Genomic DNA, 15,812 nt, shown 5'->3' with positions numbered 1-15,812 from the left:
CACCCCGTTCGCCGCGGCGAACGGGGTGCGGGTGGTGCTCAACCCCTCGCCGGTCGCGGATGTCCCCGCGGATGTGCTCGCCGCCGCGGACCCGGTGATCGTCAACGAGCACGAGTACGACGCGCTGCCCGAAGGCCTGTCCTCGGTGTGCCTGACCCTCGGTGCGCGCGGCGCCCAGTGGGGCGAAGCGAGCGCGACCCCGCCGCCGGTCGAGGTGGTGGACACGACCGGAGCAGGGGACTGCTTCGCGGGCACCCTCGCCGCGGCGCTCGCGAACGGGATGGATCAGGCGGGCGCGCTCGAGGCGGCGGTGCGGGCCAGCGCGGAGGCGACCACGTGGCACGGTGCCCAGCCGCCGATCGCGAACCCGCCTATCGCCGGATGAACATCAGGTCCCTGCTCGGCCTGCCCTCTTCCTCGGCGCGCCGCTCGAACTTGGTGCGCGGGCGCCATTCGGGGCGCGGGGCGTAGTCGGCGTACTCGTTGCGCAGCAGCGGTTCGGCCGAGCACACCTCGAGCATCTGCTCGGCGTACTCGGCCCAGTCGGTCGCCAGGTGCAGTCGCGCCCCGGGTGCCATGCGCGCGGCGAGCAGGGCGATGAACTCCGGAGCGACGAGGCGGCGCTTGTGGTGGCGTTTCTTCGGCCACGGGTCCGGGTAGAAGATCCGCACCCCGGCGAGGAAATCCGCGGGCAGATGGTCCCGGACGAGCACCACGGCGTCGCCCCGGACCAGGCGGAGGTTCGTCACACCGAGGTTTTCCGCCCGTAACATCAGCTGGGCGAGCCCCGGCGGGTAGACCTCGGCGACGAGGTAGTTGTGCTCCGGCTCGGCGGCCGCGAGCGCGGAGGTCGCCTCGCCCATTCCGGAGCCGATCTCGAGCAGCACGGGCGCTTTGCGGCCGAACCACTCCTCGAGGTCGGGCAGCTCGGCGAGGTCGCTGCCGATCCGCGGCCAGTCGCGGTCCCACGCCCGCTGCTGGCCGACGGTCATCCGGCCGCCGCGGTTGACGAAGCTGACGACGCCGCGGTGATATTCAGGCTCACTCACGGCATCAGAAACTACAGCTTCTCGATCCAGCCCAGATCGGCACGCAGTGCGAGTGTGCCGTGCACCGCGATCGGTTCCGGCGGCTCGGCACTGTCCTCGTGCGCGGGAAGCACATCTATCCAGTGCTCGTGCCGGTTGGTGCACAGCAGGGTCGTCGGGTTGGGGGCCCATTTCTCCGAGGGAAGGTATTCCCAATAGCCGTTCTCGCCCCACGGGGTGTACACCCAGCCGGACCGGGCGAAGAGGAGCTTCGCGATCCGGTCCTCCACCGCGAAGGCGTCCTCCCTGCCCTCGAGCGCGCCGGTGGCCAGCGGTTCGAGCCACCAGGGCGCCTCGGTCTGCGGGTCAGCGGCCTTGCTCGCCAGATAGAGCGCGAGCACCTGGTCCTCGTCCGCGGTGTGCACCCATGCCTTGCGTGCCTCGGCCGGATTCCTTGCGCGGGTGACCCTTCCGGTCACCGCGATCGCGCTCGACCACTCCAGTGCGGCGAGCGGCTCCACTCGAAGCGGTCCGGATTGCCGGGGTCCCGGCTGTCTCGGGACTTCGCTTCCAGTGGCCGGTTCCGGTTGTTCCAGCGCCGAACTCACGATCAACTGTCACCTCCAGCAGCGTGATTGCGGCCAACGGGTCCTGGCCCCATCATCCACCGGAATCGGTGAACAGCGCTGGGTGTTACCAGCGGTTTAACGCAATTTTCACGTTTTGCGGCCGGACGCCTCTTTCCATATTGCATGATGCGAGAGATGTCCGCAGCCACCGATCGGGGCATGGGTGAGAACGAAAAAGAGGGTTGGACCATCCCCCGACGAATGGTCCAACCCTCGGGTTGTTCACCTGGCGCACCGACCCCGAATCGGTGCAGTGGCGAACTTTTCGGTTAGGCGTCCCGCTTTTTCGCGACCCCGAGCGCGATGGCGAGCAGAACGACCGCGAAAGCTGCGAAGTAGGCGAGCGAGGCCCACGGGCTGAGTGTGACGTCCCCGGTCGAGAAGAAAGCCATTTCCCCGCCGGATCCGGTGAGGAACTTCTGCCCGACGTGGAACGGCATCCACGGGTGAATGTCCTCGCCGACGTTCGGGATGATCTGGATCAGATTTTCCCCCATGAGGGTGTATACCAGCAGCAGTGCGAGCGCGCCCGCGGTGTGCCGGATCAGGATGCCGACCGCGACCGCGAGGATCGCGCCCGCCGCGTAGAGCAGCCCGGCGCCCGCGACCTGACGCCAGTCGTCCGCGGTGCTCAGCGGGGCGGCTCCGCTCTTCGCGAGCAGCTGTCCCACGCCGAAGGAGGCGAAGGAGTAGAGCTCGCCGACGACCCCGGCGATGATCGCCACGGTCGCCGCCTTCGCACCGAGTACCTTGATCCGGCTCGGTGCCGCCTGGAAAGTGGTGCGGATCGTTCCGGTGCGGTATTCGGTCGTGACCGAGAGCGTCGCGAGCACCATCACCACGATGAGCCCGAACGAGATCCCGAGCTGGCTGCCCGCGATGGTGACCTCGTGATCCGCCTGCAGCGCGTACACCCCGGCGAGTCCCACGGTGAGCGCGAGGGCGAGGATCGCGCACAGCCACGGTGCCCGCGTGGTGACCAGCTTGATGCGTTCGACTGCCATGAGTGTCATCGGTTCGCCCCCTGGGCCGTCAGCTCCGGCGCCTGCTCGGCCGCGGAGTCGAGATGGGTGTGGAATTCGACGGCGTCGCCGGTCAGCTGCATGAAGGCCTGCTCGAGCGAGCCACGCTGCGCGGTCAGCTCGTGCAGCGGGATTCCGTTGGCCGCGGCCAGATCGCCGATCTGCTCGGTGGTGGCCGCGCGGATGAGCAGCGTGCCGTCCACGTAGTCGACCGGGTGTCCCTTGCCGAGCAGCAGCTGGCGCAGCGCGTCCAGTCGCGGGGAACGCACCCGCACGGTGGATTCGCTCGCCTGGTCGATGAACGCGCTCGTGGAGGTCTGCGCGATCAGCTTGCCCTTCCCGACGACCACGAGTTCCTCGGCGGTCTGCGCCATCTCGGAGAGCAGGTGGCTGGAGACGAGCACGGTGCGCCCTTCGGCGGCGAGCCGCTGCATGAACTGGCGGATCCACAGGATGCCCTCCGGATCGAGCCCGTTCACCGGCTCGTCGAACAGCAGGATCCCCGGATCACCGAGCAGTGCGCCCGCGATACCGAGCCGCTGCGACATACCGAGCGAGAACCCGCCCGCCCGCTTGTCCTGCACCGAGGTCAGCCCGACCTGCTCGAGCACCTCATCCACCCGCCTGGTGGGGATCCGGTTGGATTTCGCCATCCAGAGCAGGTGATTGCGTGCGGACCGGTTCGGGTGCACCCAGCTCGCCTCGAGCAGCGCGCCGACCGAGCGGAGCGGCTCACGCAGCTCGGCGTAGCGCTTCCCGTCGATGAGTACCTGCCCGCGCGTCGGATTGTCCAGGCCGAGGATCATGCGCATCGTCGTGGATTTGCCCGCCCCGTTCGGCCCGAGGAATCCGGTGACGTGACCGGGACGGACCGTGAAGGAAAGGTCGTCGACGGCGAGCACGCTGCCGTACCGTTTGGTGAGGCCGACTGCCTCGATCATGGTTTCTCCCTCGTATAGCCGTGCTCTTGCTGACCGATACTTTGCCCGGCGCCTGCGCCTTCGCGCGTCATCCCAGGGTGCCCTTCTCGGGTCAGCCTCTGGTCGTAGTCTCGCGGGTCTTCGCGGTGACCACCATCGGGTATGTCCCTGAACCCGACCCTGAGGGTGCCCTTGCCCGAGTTAATGAACAATGCTTCAATAACGGGGTGGCGCGGCCGAGGAAGATCACCGATGAGGCATTGCAGGAAGCGACATCGCGGGCCATCGAGGAGCTCGGTCCCGGATTCACCGTCGCGGATGTGGCCGAGCGTGCCGGGGTGTCGGTCGGCACCGTGGCGGGGCGGTTCGGCTCGAAGGCGGGACTGCTGCGTGCCCTGATGATTTCCGCGCAGGACAAGGCGGCCACCGGAATGCGGGACCGGGCGCGTGCGGCGGGTGGCGGTTACGCCGGGCTGCGGGCCGCGCTGCTCGGCTGGTTTCCCGCCATGTCACCGGATGTGGCCGCGAACAATGTCGCCGCGCTCGGTGTGGACCTCACCGACCGGGAACTGCGCGCACTACTCGGGGAACTGTTCTCCGCCGTGGAGAAGGAAATCCGCACCCTGGTGCGCGCCGCCGAACTGCCTTCGGCGCCCAGTCCGGCCCGGGCGGCGCGGGTGCTCACCGGATTGGTCAACGGCAGCGTCCTCGCCTGGTCGGTGCAACCGAAAGGGGCGCTCACCACCAGGGTGGCCGGAGATCTCGATGCCGTGCTCGAAGCATGGCGCCAACCCATTACCGAGAAAGGGGACTGATGTCCTGGTCGATTCTGCGCGCGCAGGCACCCGAACACGCCGAGCGGATCGAGGCCTCGCTCACCGCGCAGCAGCACACGATTCTGGCCACCGTCCGCGCGGACGGCTCCCCGCGAGTCAGCGGAATGGAGCTCGATTTCTTCGAGGGGGAACTGTATTTCGGCAGCATGCCGGGAGCGTGGAAAGGACGCGATCTCGACCGGGATCCGCGTTTCGCGTTGCACAACTGCAGCACCCTCGAGGGGGAGAAGACCATCGGGGACGCGAAGATCGCCGGGACCGCGCGGCGGGTCACCGATTCCGCGGTGCTCGACCGGTTCGCGACCTGGCTGCGCGAGGAACAGGACTTCGATCCCTCGACCGGGTTCGATCTGTTCCGCACCGAACTCACCGAGGCCGTGCTCATCCGGGTGGTCGAGGACGAGATGGTCTTCGATATCTGGAAACCGGGCGAGAGCGTGCGCCAGACGCGGCGGCGGTGACGGTCAGGCCTCGCCGGGGGAGACCAGCCCGGTCTCGTAGGCGAGCACCACCGCCTGCACCCGGTCGCGCACCTCCAGCTTCGCGAGGATGCGGCCGACGTGGGTCTTCACCGTCGCCTCGGAGAGGAACAGCTTCCCGGCGATCTCGGTGTTCGAGAGCCCCTTCGCGATCAGCACCAGTACTTCGCGCTCGCGTTCGGTGAGCTCCTCGAGGATCGTGGCGTCCCGCAGTTCACCGGGTGCCCCGGAGAGGAACCGGCCGAGCAGCCGCTTGGTGACCTTCGGCGAGACGACCGCGTCCCCGCTGGCCACCGCGCGCAGCCCGGAGAGCAGATCGCCCGGCTGCGAGTCCTTGAGCAGGAATCCGCTCGCCCCGGCTCGCAGCGCGGAGAGCGCGTACTCGTCCAGGTCGAACGTGGTCATCACGAGCACCTTCGCGGTGCCCGCCGCCACGATCTGCTCGGTGGCCTCCACACCGTTGAGCACCGGCATGCGCACATCCATGAGCACCACATCGGGCCGGAGCTCGGCGGCCTTCTCGATCGCGGCCTGCCCGTCCTCGGCCTCACCGACGACGTCCATGTCCTCCTGGGCGCCGAGCACCATCCGGAAGCCCATCCGCATGAGTTCCTGGTCGTCCACCAAAAGCACCCTGATCACGCGGACACCCTAGTAGGCGCGGTTCCCGGCGGCGGGGACGCTCGTGCGCGGTTGTGTTGGTTAGAACCAACACTTCCGCTCACAAGCCGGTGTTCGTGCTGGTCAGGCGGCGAGTCGTGGTTACCCGGCGCTGTTCGGTCCGGGAGTGAAGTAGTGGCCCGTGCTGAGATCCTCGAGCAGCCCTGGCCCGGCCGGGCGCCAGCCGGTGACCTGCCGGGTGAAGGCGCTGGAGACCGGCGTATCCGGTTTGAGGAACATCCCGAGGAACCCGAAATGTTCGTCCACCTGCTCCATCGGCACCGCGCGCACCGGGAGACCGAGGTGACCGCCGATGCTCTCGGCGATCTCCCGCAGCGCGATTCCCTCCTCGGCCACGGCGTGCAGGTAGCCACTGGGGGTGCCCTCGATGGCCAGGCGGAAGAGCCTGGCGGTGTCCCGGACGTGCACCGCCGACCACCGTGCCGAGCCATCGCCCGGGTACCCCGAGAAGCCCGTGCTGCGGGCGATCCGGATGAGGGCCGGGACGAACCCATTGTCTCCCGCACCGTGATTGCTCGGCGCCAGGCGGAGCACCAAGGGGCGCAGGCCGCGATCGGCGAGTGCGAGAGCGGCGTCGTCCGAAGGCTGTCGGGTGGCGATCACGGCCCCCGGGGAAGGCCGGTCCCGTTCGGTGGCGGGGACTCCGTCGTGCGCGAGTCCCGCGGTACCGCTCGCGATCGCGAACGCGCTCCCGGGCGCCAGCATCTCGCCCATCGCCTCGATCGTCGCGATATCGGCCGCGACGGCATCATCCATGCGACCGTCGTGCGCGAGGTCCACCGGGAAAGCCAGATGGACCACGGCATCGGCGGCCGCGGCAGCGGCGCGCAGCACGTCCAGGTCCGTGATGCTGCCGCGCACCGCTGTGGCCCCCGCCGCGGTGACGGCGTCCGCCGACGCGCGTGAACGCGCGAGCCCGGTCACTTCGTGACCGGCTGCGAGGAATTCGGGAACGACCGCGGAACCAACCCATCCCGATGCACCAGTGATGAAAACCCGCACAGAACCTCCAGCATCGTCCTCAGGGCGACTCTTGCCCGCGGATCGGCTCGCGGGCGTCCGGCCCGATCATGTATTCGATGATACTCACTATGATTGAGACTCTCAATCATCGGTCATCAAATAATGCTCTGGGGGTGAGTGGCGCGTCCGGCGGTCGCGTTCTCGCTCCTGGCGCCGGGTATGGCGAGTGCCGCTCGGGGCTATTGTCGATCCGGAACCGACCGATCGAATGCGCGCAAGCTTGCGAGGTAGCCGGAAATGACAAGCGATCCCCGTTCCCCGAGCGCACGAACGCGCGAGGACGCTCGACCGGCAGCCCCGCAACCGGAGCCCGGTGCCGTACGGCCGCCGACGCTGCTGGGCATCCCCTCTTATCTGGCAGGCAATATCGCCCGCGCCGCGACGCGGGCACTGGCGCACAGTCTCGAGGAGCACCACCTCCGCCTCACCGACCATGCGGTGCTCAGCTGCCTTGCCGACTTCGGCCCGATGGCCCAGCACGAGATCGCCGACCGCCTCGACGTCGACCGCAGTCAGGTCGTCGGTTTCGTCGACCGCCTGGAACGCAACGGCCTCGTCACCCGCAACCGCAACGGCCCCGACCGCCGCCGCGTGCTGATCACCATCACCGAGGAAGGGGTCTCGGCCGAACGGGAGATCACCGAGGAGGCCCACCGCGTGCAGTCCGCCCTGCTCGAACCGCTCTCACCGGCGGAACGCACCCAGCTCGTCGGGCTGCTTCAACGGGTACTGGACATGCACGACACGACCCGGCTCGGGCTCGCGAACGCGTAGGGCGCACTGCCGGGGAGACCTGCCGCGAGCTCGCTCACGAGCCGGTGTTCGTACTGGTCGGGGCGGTCTTCTTGGGGGCGGCGCCGAGCAGCACCACGGTGACCGCCCCGGCGAGCATGCAGGCGCCGACCACCCACATCCCGGCGTTCTGCGTTCCGGTGAGATCGCGCAGCCAGCCGGTGATGTAGGGGGCGGCGAACCCGCTGATGTTGCCGAGCGAGTTGATCAGTGCGAGCCCGGCGGCGGCCGCGGTTCCGGTGAGGAATTCCGAGGGGAGTGCCCAGAAGGTGGGCAGCGCGGCGCAGACCCCGACGGCGCACACGGTCACGGCGATCATGGTGGCCAGCGGGCTGCCGAGGTACAGCGCGACCGGGATGGCCAGCCCGCCGAGCACCATGGGGATAGCGACGTGCCACACGCGTTCGCCGGAGCGGTCACCGTGCCGGGCCCAGGGGACCATGAGCAGCGCGCCGAACACGTACGGGATGGCGGTGATGAGCCCGGTCTGGATGGTCGAGTACTCGGTGGCGTACTGCTCGGCGAACCCCTTCACGATCGTGGGCAGGAAGAAACCGAGCGCGTAGAGGCCGTAGGCGATGCCGAAATACACGAAGGCGAGAGCGATGATCCGCGGGTGGATCAGTGCTCTGCGAAGTGACCACTGATGCCGATTGTGAACACTGTTCTGTTCGGCGAGCAGTGTTCCGGAAAGCCACTCCCGCTCCTGCGCGGACAGCCAGCGCGCCTGCTCCGGCCGATCGGTGAGACAGAACCAGGTCACGACGGCGAGCAGCAGGGCGGGCACCCCTTCGACGAGGAACATGACCCGCCAGCCGGTGAGCCCGAGCCATCCGTCCAGCCCCTGGATGATCAGCGAGGACAGGGTGGAGCCGAGCACCGTGGAGATCGGCACCGCGGCCATGAACAGCGCGACCATCCTGGCCCGGTACGCGGCGGGGAACCAGTAGGTCAGGTACAGGATCACCCCGGGAAAGAAGCCCGCCTCGGCGATCCCGAGCAGAAACCGCAGGATGACCAGCGTCGTCTGGTTCGGCACGAAGGCGATCACGCAGACGAGCACGCCCCAGCTGGCCATGATCCTGGCCAGCCAGCGCCGCGCCCCGAACCGTTGCAGCAGCAGGTTCGAGGGCACCTCGAGCACCAGATAGCCGAGGAAGAAGATGCCCGAGGCGAGTCCGAACACGGTCGCGCTCATCCCGAGTTCATCGGTCATCCCGTTCGGCCCCGCGAACCCGATGTTCACCCGGTCCACGTAGTTGACCAGGTACAACAGGCACAACAGGGGCACGATCCGGCGCACGACCTTGCGCATCACGGCGCGCTGCACCATCGCAGGTTTGTCCACGCTGGCACTCTAGAGTTGAGTGCATGCAACGACCAGTCGCCGTCATCACCGGAGCATCCCGTGGCATCGGCGCCGCCATCGCGCGGGCGCTCGGCTCCACTCACCGGGTCGAACTGCTCGGCAGGGACGCCGATGCGCTCGGTTCGGTCGCCGCGGAGCTGCCCGATGCCGGAGTGCATGCCGGGGACATCGCCGAACCCGAGACCGCGGCCGAACTCGCCGCCCGGTTCCCGAGGGTGGACGTACTCGTACATTCGGCAGGGGTCGCGGAGATCCTTCCGCTCGCGCAGACCTCCTATGCGAGCTGGGAACGCACGATGCGGGTGAACGTGCTCGCGGTCGCCGAGTTCACCAGGCTGCTGCTGCCCGCGCTGCGGGAGAACCACGCGGATGTCGTGCTGATCAACTCCGGGCAGGGCCGGAACGCGAGCCCGGACTGGGGCGCCTACGCGGCGAGCAAGTTCGCCCTGCGCGCCTACGCCGATGTGCTGCGTGCCGAGGAACCCGCGCTGCGCGTGACGACGGTGTACCCGGGCCGCACGGCGACCGAGATGCAGCGCGGGGTGCGTGCCGCCGAGGGCCAGGACTTCGAACCGGAGCAGTACCTGCGTCCGGAATCGGTCGCCGATGCGGTGCGTACCGCGGTGACCGCGGGAACGGACGCGGCCATTCCGGAGATCGTGATCCGGCCGAACCGGTGACCGTCGAGGGCTATCGCACCATCGCGGCCGAGGGCACGCACGAGATCGAGGAACGCCGGTCCCGGTTCATCGCCGCGCTCGCCCCGGTCGAGGACGAGGAGCAGGCCCGCGCCTTCATCGCCAGGCGGCGCAGGGCGGAACCGAACGCCCGGCACCACTGCCATGCCTTCGTGATCGGTGTTCCCCAACGAGAACAGCGTTCCAGTGATGACGGGGAACCGGCGGGCACGGCCGGGGTGCCGATCCTCGAGGTGCTGCTGCGTGCCGAGCTCACCGCGACCGTCGCCGTGGTCAGCCGGTACTTCGGCGGGATCAAGCTCGGCGCGGGCGGGCTCGTGCGCGCCTACGGGGGCGCGGTGGCCGCAGCCGTGGAGGCCATCGGCACCGTGTGGCGCAGGCGCCTCGAGCTGATCGTGGTCACCGTGGACCATGCCCTCGCCGGGAAACTCGAGCACGACCTGCGCCAGTCCGGCTATGCGGTGCGGGAGACCAGTTACGGCCGCGACGCCGAGATCGAGGTCGGTGTGCCGGTCGCGGAACGGCTCCGGTTCGAGGCCTGGCTGGCCGAACTCACCGCCGGAGCCGCGCGGACCACCACCCTCGGCGAGGCCTGGGTCTAGTTCACCGAGACGGTGACCGCCTCCTCCTCGAAGGAGCGCTCGATATTCGCCGGTCGCTTCGGATGGAACCGGCTCATGTTCTGTTCGAGCAGTTCGAGCGCCTGGGGAACGCCGATGGAATCCGGTCCCATCTCGGGCAGCCTTCCGCCATCGCGTTTGAGCGTGGCGATCGCCTCGTCCATGGCCGACTGGGCGGCGAACAGGCACGGCGTGGAGTAGATCGCCACATCCGCGCCGAGATCCTCGAGTTCGCGCAGCGAGAGCCGTGGGGATTTGCCACCGGCGATCTGGTTGAACAGCAACGGTTTGTCGCCGATCACCGCGCGTACCTTCCGGATCCAGTCGACGCTGCGCACCCCGTCCACGAGCACCACATCGGCGCGGGTGTCGGCAAGGGCCTCGGCGCGGCGCAGGATCTCGGACTCCTCGGTGGCATCGGTGCGGGCGACGACGACCAGATCGCGCCGGGTGTCCAGCACCAGGTTCAGTTTCTCGAGGTATTCCTCGAGCGGCAGGATCTGCTTCCCGTCGACATGCCCGCATCGGCGTGGCCGTTTCTGGTCCTCGAGGATGACCCCGGATGCGCCGATGGCTTCGAGCTGCTCGACGACGTGGCAGGCGACCTCCGGGTCCACATAACCGTCGTCGATGTCCACGAGCAGGTGGTGTTCGGGGAAGGCCAGCCGCAGCCGGGACACGAAGTTGACCATGTCCGGCCAGGCGATGTACCCGATGTCCGGCAGGCCGTAGTAGGAGGCGGCGAACCCGAAGCCGGACACGAAAAGGCCGTCGTAGTGTTTGGCGGCGACCGAGGCCGAGAACATGTCGAACACTCCGATGAGCGGGGTGACGCCGGTCCGGCCGATCGCCGCGCGGAACTGTCTTCCGTTGTACATCAAGGGATCTCCTTAGCTATCCGGTGGACACGGTGATTCCTTGGTAGCAGCGGCAAAGTGTGCCCGGCACGGATTCGCGGACACTCGGTGACCGATTCTCACCGGGCTCTCATCGGTTTCGCATGAATAGGTGTTCCGCGCGAATATTAACGCTGCTTTCACAGGATTACGCAGAGGTGCTTCCGATAGTGAAGAATGTGACCCATATGGACGATTCGGTGCGGATATCCCACTGTCATGCTCGATGGGGAGGAGGGCAATACGTGCGGATTCTGGTTGTCGAGGACGAGCAGCGGCTCGCCGATGCGATACGGAAACGCATGACATCCGACGGGCATCTCGTCGATGTGGTGCGGGACGGGAATGCAGCGGTACACGCGGCGAGCGAACATGCCTACGATGCCGCATTCCTCGATGTGATGCTGCCCGGGATGAGTGGGTTCGAAGTCTGCAACACGTTGCGGGACAACGGAAAGTGGCTCCCGATCATCATGATCACGGCGCGGGATTCGGTGCGCGACCGGACGCGGGGACTCGACTGCGGCGCCGACGACTACGTGATAAAGCCCTTCGCGTTCACCGAATTGATGGCCCGGCTGCGCGCCGTATTACGGCGGAAACCACAGGAACGTCCGACGAGTATCACCGCGCGTGGAGTGGAGCTCGTTCCCGATGTGTACCGGGTGCGTTACCAGGGCGTGGACATCGAGTTGTCCACGCGTGAATTCCGGTTGCTCGAGTACCTCATGTTACACAGTGGGCAAACATTGTCCCGGACGAAACTTCTGCACCATGTCTGGGGATCGGCGGCGCTCGGTAAATCGAATGTAGTCGATGTGTATGTCGGCTATATACGCAGAAAACTCACGGCCGCGGGATGTCCGGAGTTGATCCGGACGGTTCGTGGAATCGGCTACGGCATCGAAACCTGAGCCGCAGTGCCGATCCGGTTACGCCTCGTCCTGTGGTTCGGCTCGATCTTCGCCATACCGCTGATCCTGCTGGGGATCGCGGCCCCGGCCTGGCTCGGTGCCGAGCTCGGTGAGCGCGACGACACGGCATTACGCGCGGCGTTCTCGCTGATGGTCCGGGAGGGGGTGAGCCGGGCGGATTTCGCCGAGGTCGCCGAGGCCGGGCTGGACGCGGTTCGCTCCAACGACGCGACCACCGAACTGCTCGGCGGCGACGGCCGGATCCTCGCCAGGCACGGCATCCGGTCCGCTCCCGTGTTGCTGGCCGGGGACAGCGAAGTCTTCGAACGGGCCCGGAACAGTGTGCAGAGCATGCGCCTGGTGCCGCCGGGGCAGCAGCGCGCCTTCCGGATCGTCGCCGGCCCGAGTGGTGCGGGCCCCGGCGCCCCGGTCCTGGTGATCGGCTCACCGTTGACCGCGATCGAGCATGCCGTCGCGGACATCAGTGATGCGCTCGCGGTCGGAATCCCGGTCACGATCGCGCTCGCCATGCTCGGGATCTGGCTGCTCACCCGCTCGGCGCTGCGCCCGATCACCGCCATGGTGGAACGTGCCCGCACCATCACCATGGACCGGCTCGACGAGCGGATCACCGTGCCGCGCAGCGCCGATGAACTCGGCACCCTCGCCGGAACGCTGAACGAGATGCTCGGCCGGATCGGGCAGGGGCTCGCCGAACAGCAGCGGCTCATCGCGGACGCCTCGCACGAACTGCGCACCCCGCTGACCATGATCCGGTTCGAACTCGAACTGCTGCGCGAGTCTCCGGATCTCGCCGAATCCGATGCCTCCGGCGTACAGCGCAGCCTCGGCGAAGCACTGCGGATGAGCCGGATGATCGACAACCTGCTCACCCTCGCCCGGTTCGAGGGTGGCGGGATCCAGTTGCTGCGCAACAGAATCGAGCTCACCGAGGAGGCGGGAACGGTCGCCGAACGGTTCCGTGCCGCGGGCATGATGCTCGGCGTGGACATCACCGTGGAAGGGGAACCGGTCGAGGTGTTCGCCGACCGCGAGCGGATCGACCAGGTGATCACGAACCTGCTCGACAACGCGGTGAAATACGCGGGGGAGGGGGACATCCGGGTCCGGGTCTGGAGCAGCGAGGACATGGCGGGCCTCTCGGTCACCGATCAGGGGCCAGGGCTGAGCGAACCGGAGCGCGAGCGGATCTTCGAATGGGCCGAACGGTTACCGAGCGCGGGATACCACCGGATGGGTGGCAGCGGTCTCGGACTGGCGATCTGCCGGATGATCGTCACCGCGCACGGCGGCGAGCTGTGGGTGACCAGTGAGCCGGGGCAGGGCTGTACCTTCTCCTGCACCCTCCCGCTGTAACTGTCTATTGCGGCCCGGTTTGCGTGGCGGTGCGGGTGCCGGTTGCCTTGGTGGAAAGAGCGGCTTTGCCGCTGATTTGCCGCTGAGGACGAGCCCCGGCTCAGCTGTCCGGGCTCAGGCTGGAGATGCGTTCGGAGAGCGCGCTGCCGAACCTGGCCAGCTGTGCCTCGGCCTCGGCGAGCATGCCGGAGCCGAAATTGGTGACGGTCCAGTCCAGCAGCGCGGAACCGAGCAGCGGCCGCAGCGGATTGGCCAGCGCACCCGCCCGGGGCACGTAGATCCGGCGGCTGCGGCGGTCGATGCCGGTGACGAAATGGCGCGCGCAGTCCTCGGGGCTCGTGGTGCCGTTCAGTGGCCAGGGCAGCAGTCGCTGGACGGAACCGAACACCGGCATCGCCGCGGTGGCCTCGGCGACCATGTCCGTATCGACGACCCCCATGTGTGCGCTGCCCACCGCGACCCCGCGCCCGGCGAGCTCGAGCCGGATGCTGTTGGCCAGCGCCTCGACGCCCGCCTTGCTCGCCGCATAGGCACTGCCCGCCGGTACCGGGAGCATCGCGGCGAGCGAGGACACCAGCAGCAGATAGCCGCGCGATTCCAGGATGTGCGGCAGTGCCGCGTGCACGGTGCGGAACACCCCGGTGAGGTTGACCTCCACGGTGCGGGCGAAGGCCTCGGGATCGAGCTCGGCCGCGGTGCCCCAGCTCGCGATGCCGGCATTGGCCACGACCGCGTCGAGCCCGCCCCACTTCTCGGCGGCCGCGTCGACGGCGAGCCGGACGGCAGTGGACTCGGTCACATCGCCGGGCATGACCACGTGCCGCTCGCCCAGTTCGGCGCCGAGCTCACGCAGCGCCGGGGTGTCGGCGTCCAGGAGGGCGAGCCGGGCGCCGCGCGCGTCGAGCTCCCGTGCGGTCGCCGCGCCGATCCCGCGGGCCGCGCCGGTCACCAGCACCCTGCTGCGCCACAGACTCATGCCTTGACGATACTGTCTCGGCGTGGGGGTTCTGTGGCGTGATCGAGGTGTGCGCGCACCGGTGTGGATGCTTGACAGCCGGGCCGTGCGGGAGTGAACTCGGCATGTTCGACCCACCCCGTTTTGACCGGCTATCACGGGGCGGGTATCTTTGATGCTCGTGCCCGGCGATTGTCGGGTCGTCCGCGTGCGTACGCACCGCGGAACCCTCACCAGAGCCTCGAGTGAGCGACTTGCGGTGCTACGCGGTCGAGAAGCGGGCGACACGCCCGACCTCGGGGGCTGGGGGTTCGGTGGTCACGCGTCGGGGAACAGAAGAGCAGAAGCAACGCAGCACGAGAGAAAGCCGGGTTAATGCCCACGATCCAGCAGCTTGTCCGCAAGGGCCGCCAGGACAAGGTCGCCAAGCAGAAGACTGCGGCGCTCAAGGGGAGCCCGCAGCGGCGTGGGGTGTGCACTCGCGTGTACACGACGACGCCGAAGAAGCCGAACTCGGCGCTGCGCAAGGTCGCGCGCGTGCGGCTGACCAGCGGTATCGAGGTCACCGCGTACATCCCGGGTGAGGGGCACAACCTGCAGGAGCACTCGATGGTGCTCGTGCGTGGTGGTCGTGTGAAGGACCTCCCCGGCGTGCGTTACAAGATCATCCGCGGTTCGCTCGACACCCAGGGTGTGAAGAACCGCAAGCAGGCGCGCAGCCGCTACGGAGCGAAGAAGGAGAAGAGCTGACATGCCCCGTAAGGGACCGGCCCCGAAGCGGCCGCTCGTCTCCGACCCGGTCTACTCCTCGCCGTTGGTCACCCAGCTGATCAACAAGGTGCTGCGGGACGGGAAGCGGTCGGTGGCCGAGCGGATCGTCTACAACGCGCTCGAAGGCACCAAGGACAAGACCGGCACCGACCCGGTCGTGACCCTCAAGCGCGCGCTCGACAACGTGAAGCCCTCCCTCGAGGTGAAGAGCCGCCGTGTCGGTGGCGCCACCTACCAGGTGCCGATCGAGGTCAAGCCCGGCCGCGCGAACACGCTCGCGCTGCGCTGGCTGGTGACCTACTCCCAGGCACGCCGGGAGAAGACGATGACCGAACGGCTGATGAACGAGCTGCTCGACGCCTCGAACGGCCTCGGCGCCAGCGTGAAGCGCCGCGAGGACACGCACAAGATGGCCGAATCCAACAAGGCGTTCGCCCACTACCGCTGGTGAACCACCGGCCAAGTTCGCTTGAGACAGGGGAATTTCCGTGGCACGTGACGTGCTGACCGACCTGAACAAGGTCCGCAATATCGGCATCATGGCGCACATCGATGCCGGGAAGACCACGACGACCGAGCGGATCCTGTTTTACACCGGGATCAACTACAAGCTCGGCGAGGTCCATGACGGCGCGGCCACCATGGACTGGATGGAAGAGGAGCAGAAGCGGGGTATCACCATCACCTCGGCTGCTACCACGACCTTCTGGGATGACTACCAGGTCAACATCATCGACACCCCTGGGCACGTCGACTTCACCGCCGAGGTGGAGCGCTCCCTGCGGGTGCTCGACGGCGCGGT

General features: G+C 67.9%; 20 protein-coding genes. 11 read left to right on the top strand and 9 right to left on the bottom strand.

Annotation, left to right across the window (positions count from 1 at the left end; all coding sequences use genetic code 11):
- A partial coding sequence (locus AD72_RS34415; protein ID WP_031470840.1) for a PfkB family carbohydrate kinase occupies positions 1-385 on the top strand: 385 nt, incomplete at its 5' end.
- Here the strand turns inward: AD72_RS34415 and trmB are convergent.
- The 4 genes from trmB to AD72_RS34395 form a co-directional block, all read right to left on the bottom strand.
- Complete coding sequence (gene trmB / locus AD72_RS34410; protein WP_231645148.1) at positions 372-992, bottom strand: tRNA (guanosine(46)-N7)-methyltransferase TrmB; 621 nt, start codon at positions 990-992, stop codon at positions 372-374. The two genes, AD72_RS34415 and trmB, sit on opposite strands and share 14 nt — an antisense overlap.
- Positions 993-1,060: 68 nt before the next feature.
- Positions 1,061-1,636: a hypothetical protein gene (locus AD72_RS34405; protein ID WP_231645147.1), complete on the bottom strand. Its 576-nt coding sequence runs from the start codon at positions 1,634-1,636 to the stop codon at positions 1,061-1,063.
- A gap of 290 nt (positions 1,637-1,926) precedes the next feature.
- Positions 1,927-2,670 (bottom strand): ABC transporter permease, encoded by a 744-nt coding sequence (locus tag AD72_RS34400; protein ID WP_031470837.1) that lies wholly within the window; start codon positions 2,668-2,670, stop codon positions 1,927-1,929.
- Positions 2,667-3,620, bottom strand: a complete 954-nt coding sequence (locus AD72_RS34395; protein ID WP_031470836.1) for an ABC transporter ATP-binding protein — start codon at positions 3,618-3,620, stop codon at positions 2,667-2,669. Before AD72_RS34395 ends, AD72_RS34400 begins: the two co-directional genes overlap by 4 nt.
- Before the next feature lie 206 nt (positions 3,621-3,826).
- On the opposite strand from AD72_RS34395, the gene AD72_RS34390 reads away from it, so the two are divergent.
- Positions 3,827-4,414, top strand: a complete 588-nt coding sequence (locus tag AD72_RS34390) for a TetR/AcrR family transcriptional regulator (RefSeq protein ID WP_031470835.1) — start codon at positions 3,827-3,829, stop codon at positions 4,412-4,414.
- Positions 4,414-4,896, top strand: coding sequence for a pyridoxamine 5'-phosphate oxidase family protein (locus tag AD72_RS34385; RefSeq protein WP_037348400.1), 483 nt, complete (start codon positions 4,414-4,416; stop codon positions 4,894-4,896). Before AD72_RS34390 ends, AD72_RS34385 begins: the two co-directional genes overlap by 1 nt.
- A 3-nt stretch (positions 4,897-4,899) precedes the next feature.
- Here the strand turns inward: AD72_RS34385 and AD72_RS34380 are convergent, their stop codons facing one another.
- Together AD72_RS34380 and AD72_RS34375 are read right to left on the bottom strand one after the other, a co-directional pair.
- Positions 4,900-5,556, bottom strand: a complete 657-nt coding sequence (locus AD72_RS34380; RefSeq protein ID WP_026197130.1) for a response regulator — start codon at positions 5,554-5,556, stop codon at positions 4,900-4,902.
- Between the two features lie 120 nt (positions 5,557-5,676).
- Positions 5,677-6,597: an NAD-dependent epimerase/dehydratase family protein gene (locus AD72_RS34375; RefSeq protein WP_031470833.1), complete on the bottom strand. Its 921-nt coding sequence runs from the start codon at positions 6,595-6,597 to the stop codon at positions 5,677-5,679.
- Positions 6,598-6,855: 258 nt separating this feature from the next.
- On the opposite strand from AD72_RS34375, the gene AD72_RS34370 reads away from it, so the two are divergent.
- Entirely contained in the window at positions 6,856-7,392 is a 537-nt protein-coding gene (locus AD72_RS34370) for a MarR family winged helix-turn-helix transcriptional regulator (RefSeq protein WP_082469332.1), read from the top strand.
- A 34-nt stretch (positions 7,393-7,426) separates the two neighbouring features.
- Here AD72_RS34370 and AD72_RS34365 read toward each other — a convergent pair whose 3' ends face one another.
- Positions 7,427-8,743 carry an MFS transporter gene (locus AD72_RS34365; RefSeq protein ID WP_031470831.1) on the bottom strand — a complete coding sequence of 439 codons (1,317 nt, stop codon included), beginning with the start codon at positions 8,741-8,743 and terminating at the stop codon, positions 7,427-7,429.
- Between the two features lie 38 nt (positions 8,744-8,781).
- On the opposite strand from AD72_RS34365, the gene AD72_RS34360 reads away from it, so the two are divergent.
- The gene (locus AD72_RS34360) at positions 8,782-9,459 is read left to right on the top strand and encodes an SDR family oxidoreductase (protein ID WP_031470830.1); all 678 of its coding nucleotides are present in this window, start codon (positions 8,782-8,784) and stop codon (positions 9,457-9,459) included.
- The gene (locus tag AD72_RS34355; protein WP_051899329.1) at positions 9,456-10,079 is read left to right on the top strand and encodes a YigZ family protein; all 624 of its coding nucleotides are present in this window, start codon (positions 9,456-9,458) and stop codon (positions 10,077-10,079) included. Before AD72_RS34360 ends, AD72_RS34355 begins: the two co-directional genes overlap by 4 nt.
- On the opposite strand, the gene AD72_RS34350 is transcribed toward AD72_RS34355, so the two are convergent.
- Positions 10,076-10,975 (bottom strand): isocitrate lyase/PEP mutase family protein, encoded by a 900-nt coding sequence (locus AD72_RS34350; RefSeq protein WP_037348398.1) that lies wholly within the window; start codon positions 10,973-10,975, stop codon positions 10,076-10,078. The genes AD72_RS34355 and AD72_RS34350 overlap by 4 nt on opposite strands.
- A gap of 188 nt (positions 10,976-11,163) precedes the next feature.
- On the opposite strand from AD72_RS34350, the gene AD72_RS34345 reads away from it, so the two are divergent.
- Both AD72_RS34345 and AD72_RS34340 read left to right on the top strand, forming a co-directional pair.
- Positions 11,164-11,907 carry a response regulator transcription factor gene (locus tag AD72_RS34345; RefSeq protein WP_231645146.1) on the top strand — a complete coding sequence of 248 codons (744 nt, stop codon included), beginning with the start codon at positions 11,164-11,166 and terminating at the stop codon, positions 11,905-11,907.
- Between the two features lie 6 nt (positions 11,908-11,913).
- Positions 11,914-13,284 carry a sensor histidine kinase gene (locus AD72_RS34340; protein ID WP_031470826.1) on the top strand — a complete coding sequence of 457 codons (1,371 nt, stop codon included), beginning with the start codon at positions 11,914-11,916 and terminating at the stop codon, positions 13,282-13,284.
- Between the two features lie 100 nt (positions 13,285-13,384).
- Here AD72_RS34340 and AD72_RS34335 read toward each other — a convergent pair whose 3' ends face one another.
- Positions 13,385-14,260 (bottom strand): SDR family oxidoreductase, encoded by an 876-nt coding sequence (locus AD72_RS34335; protein ID WP_031470825.1) that lies wholly within the window; start codon positions 14,258-14,260, stop codon positions 13,385-13,387.
- Between the two features lie 354 nt (positions 14,261-14,614).
- On the opposite strand from AD72_RS34335, the gene rpsL reads away from it, so the two are divergent.
- The 3 genes from rpsL to AD72_RS34320 form a co-directional block, all read left to right on the top strand.
- Positions 14,615-14,989 (top strand): 30S ribosomal protein S12, encoded by a 375-nt coding sequence (gene rpsL / locus AD72_RS34330; RefSeq protein WP_015805295.1) that lies wholly within the window; start codon positions 14,615-14,617, stop codon positions 14,987-14,989.
- A 1-nt stretch (position 14,990) separates the two neighbouring features.
- Positions 14,991-15,461: a 30S ribosomal protein S7 gene (rpsG, locus tag AD72_RS34325; RefSeq protein ID WP_031470824.1), complete on the top strand. Its 471-nt coding sequence runs from the start codon at positions 14,991-14,993 to the stop codon at positions 15,459-15,461.
- 37 nt (positions 15,462-15,498) lie between these two features.
- Positions 15,499-15,812 (top strand): GTP-binding protein (locus AD72_RS34320; protein ID WP_031470841.1); only part of this gene is annotated, 314 nt, incomplete at its 3' end.

It is taken from the genome of Sciscionella sediminilitoris, assembly GCF_000737195.2.
Lineage (GTDB): Bacteria > Actinomycetota > Actinomycetes > Mycobacteriales > Pseudonocardiaceae > Sciscionella > Sciscionella sediminilitoris.
This window is presented reverse-complemented; position numbering and strand designations above follow the sequence as displayed.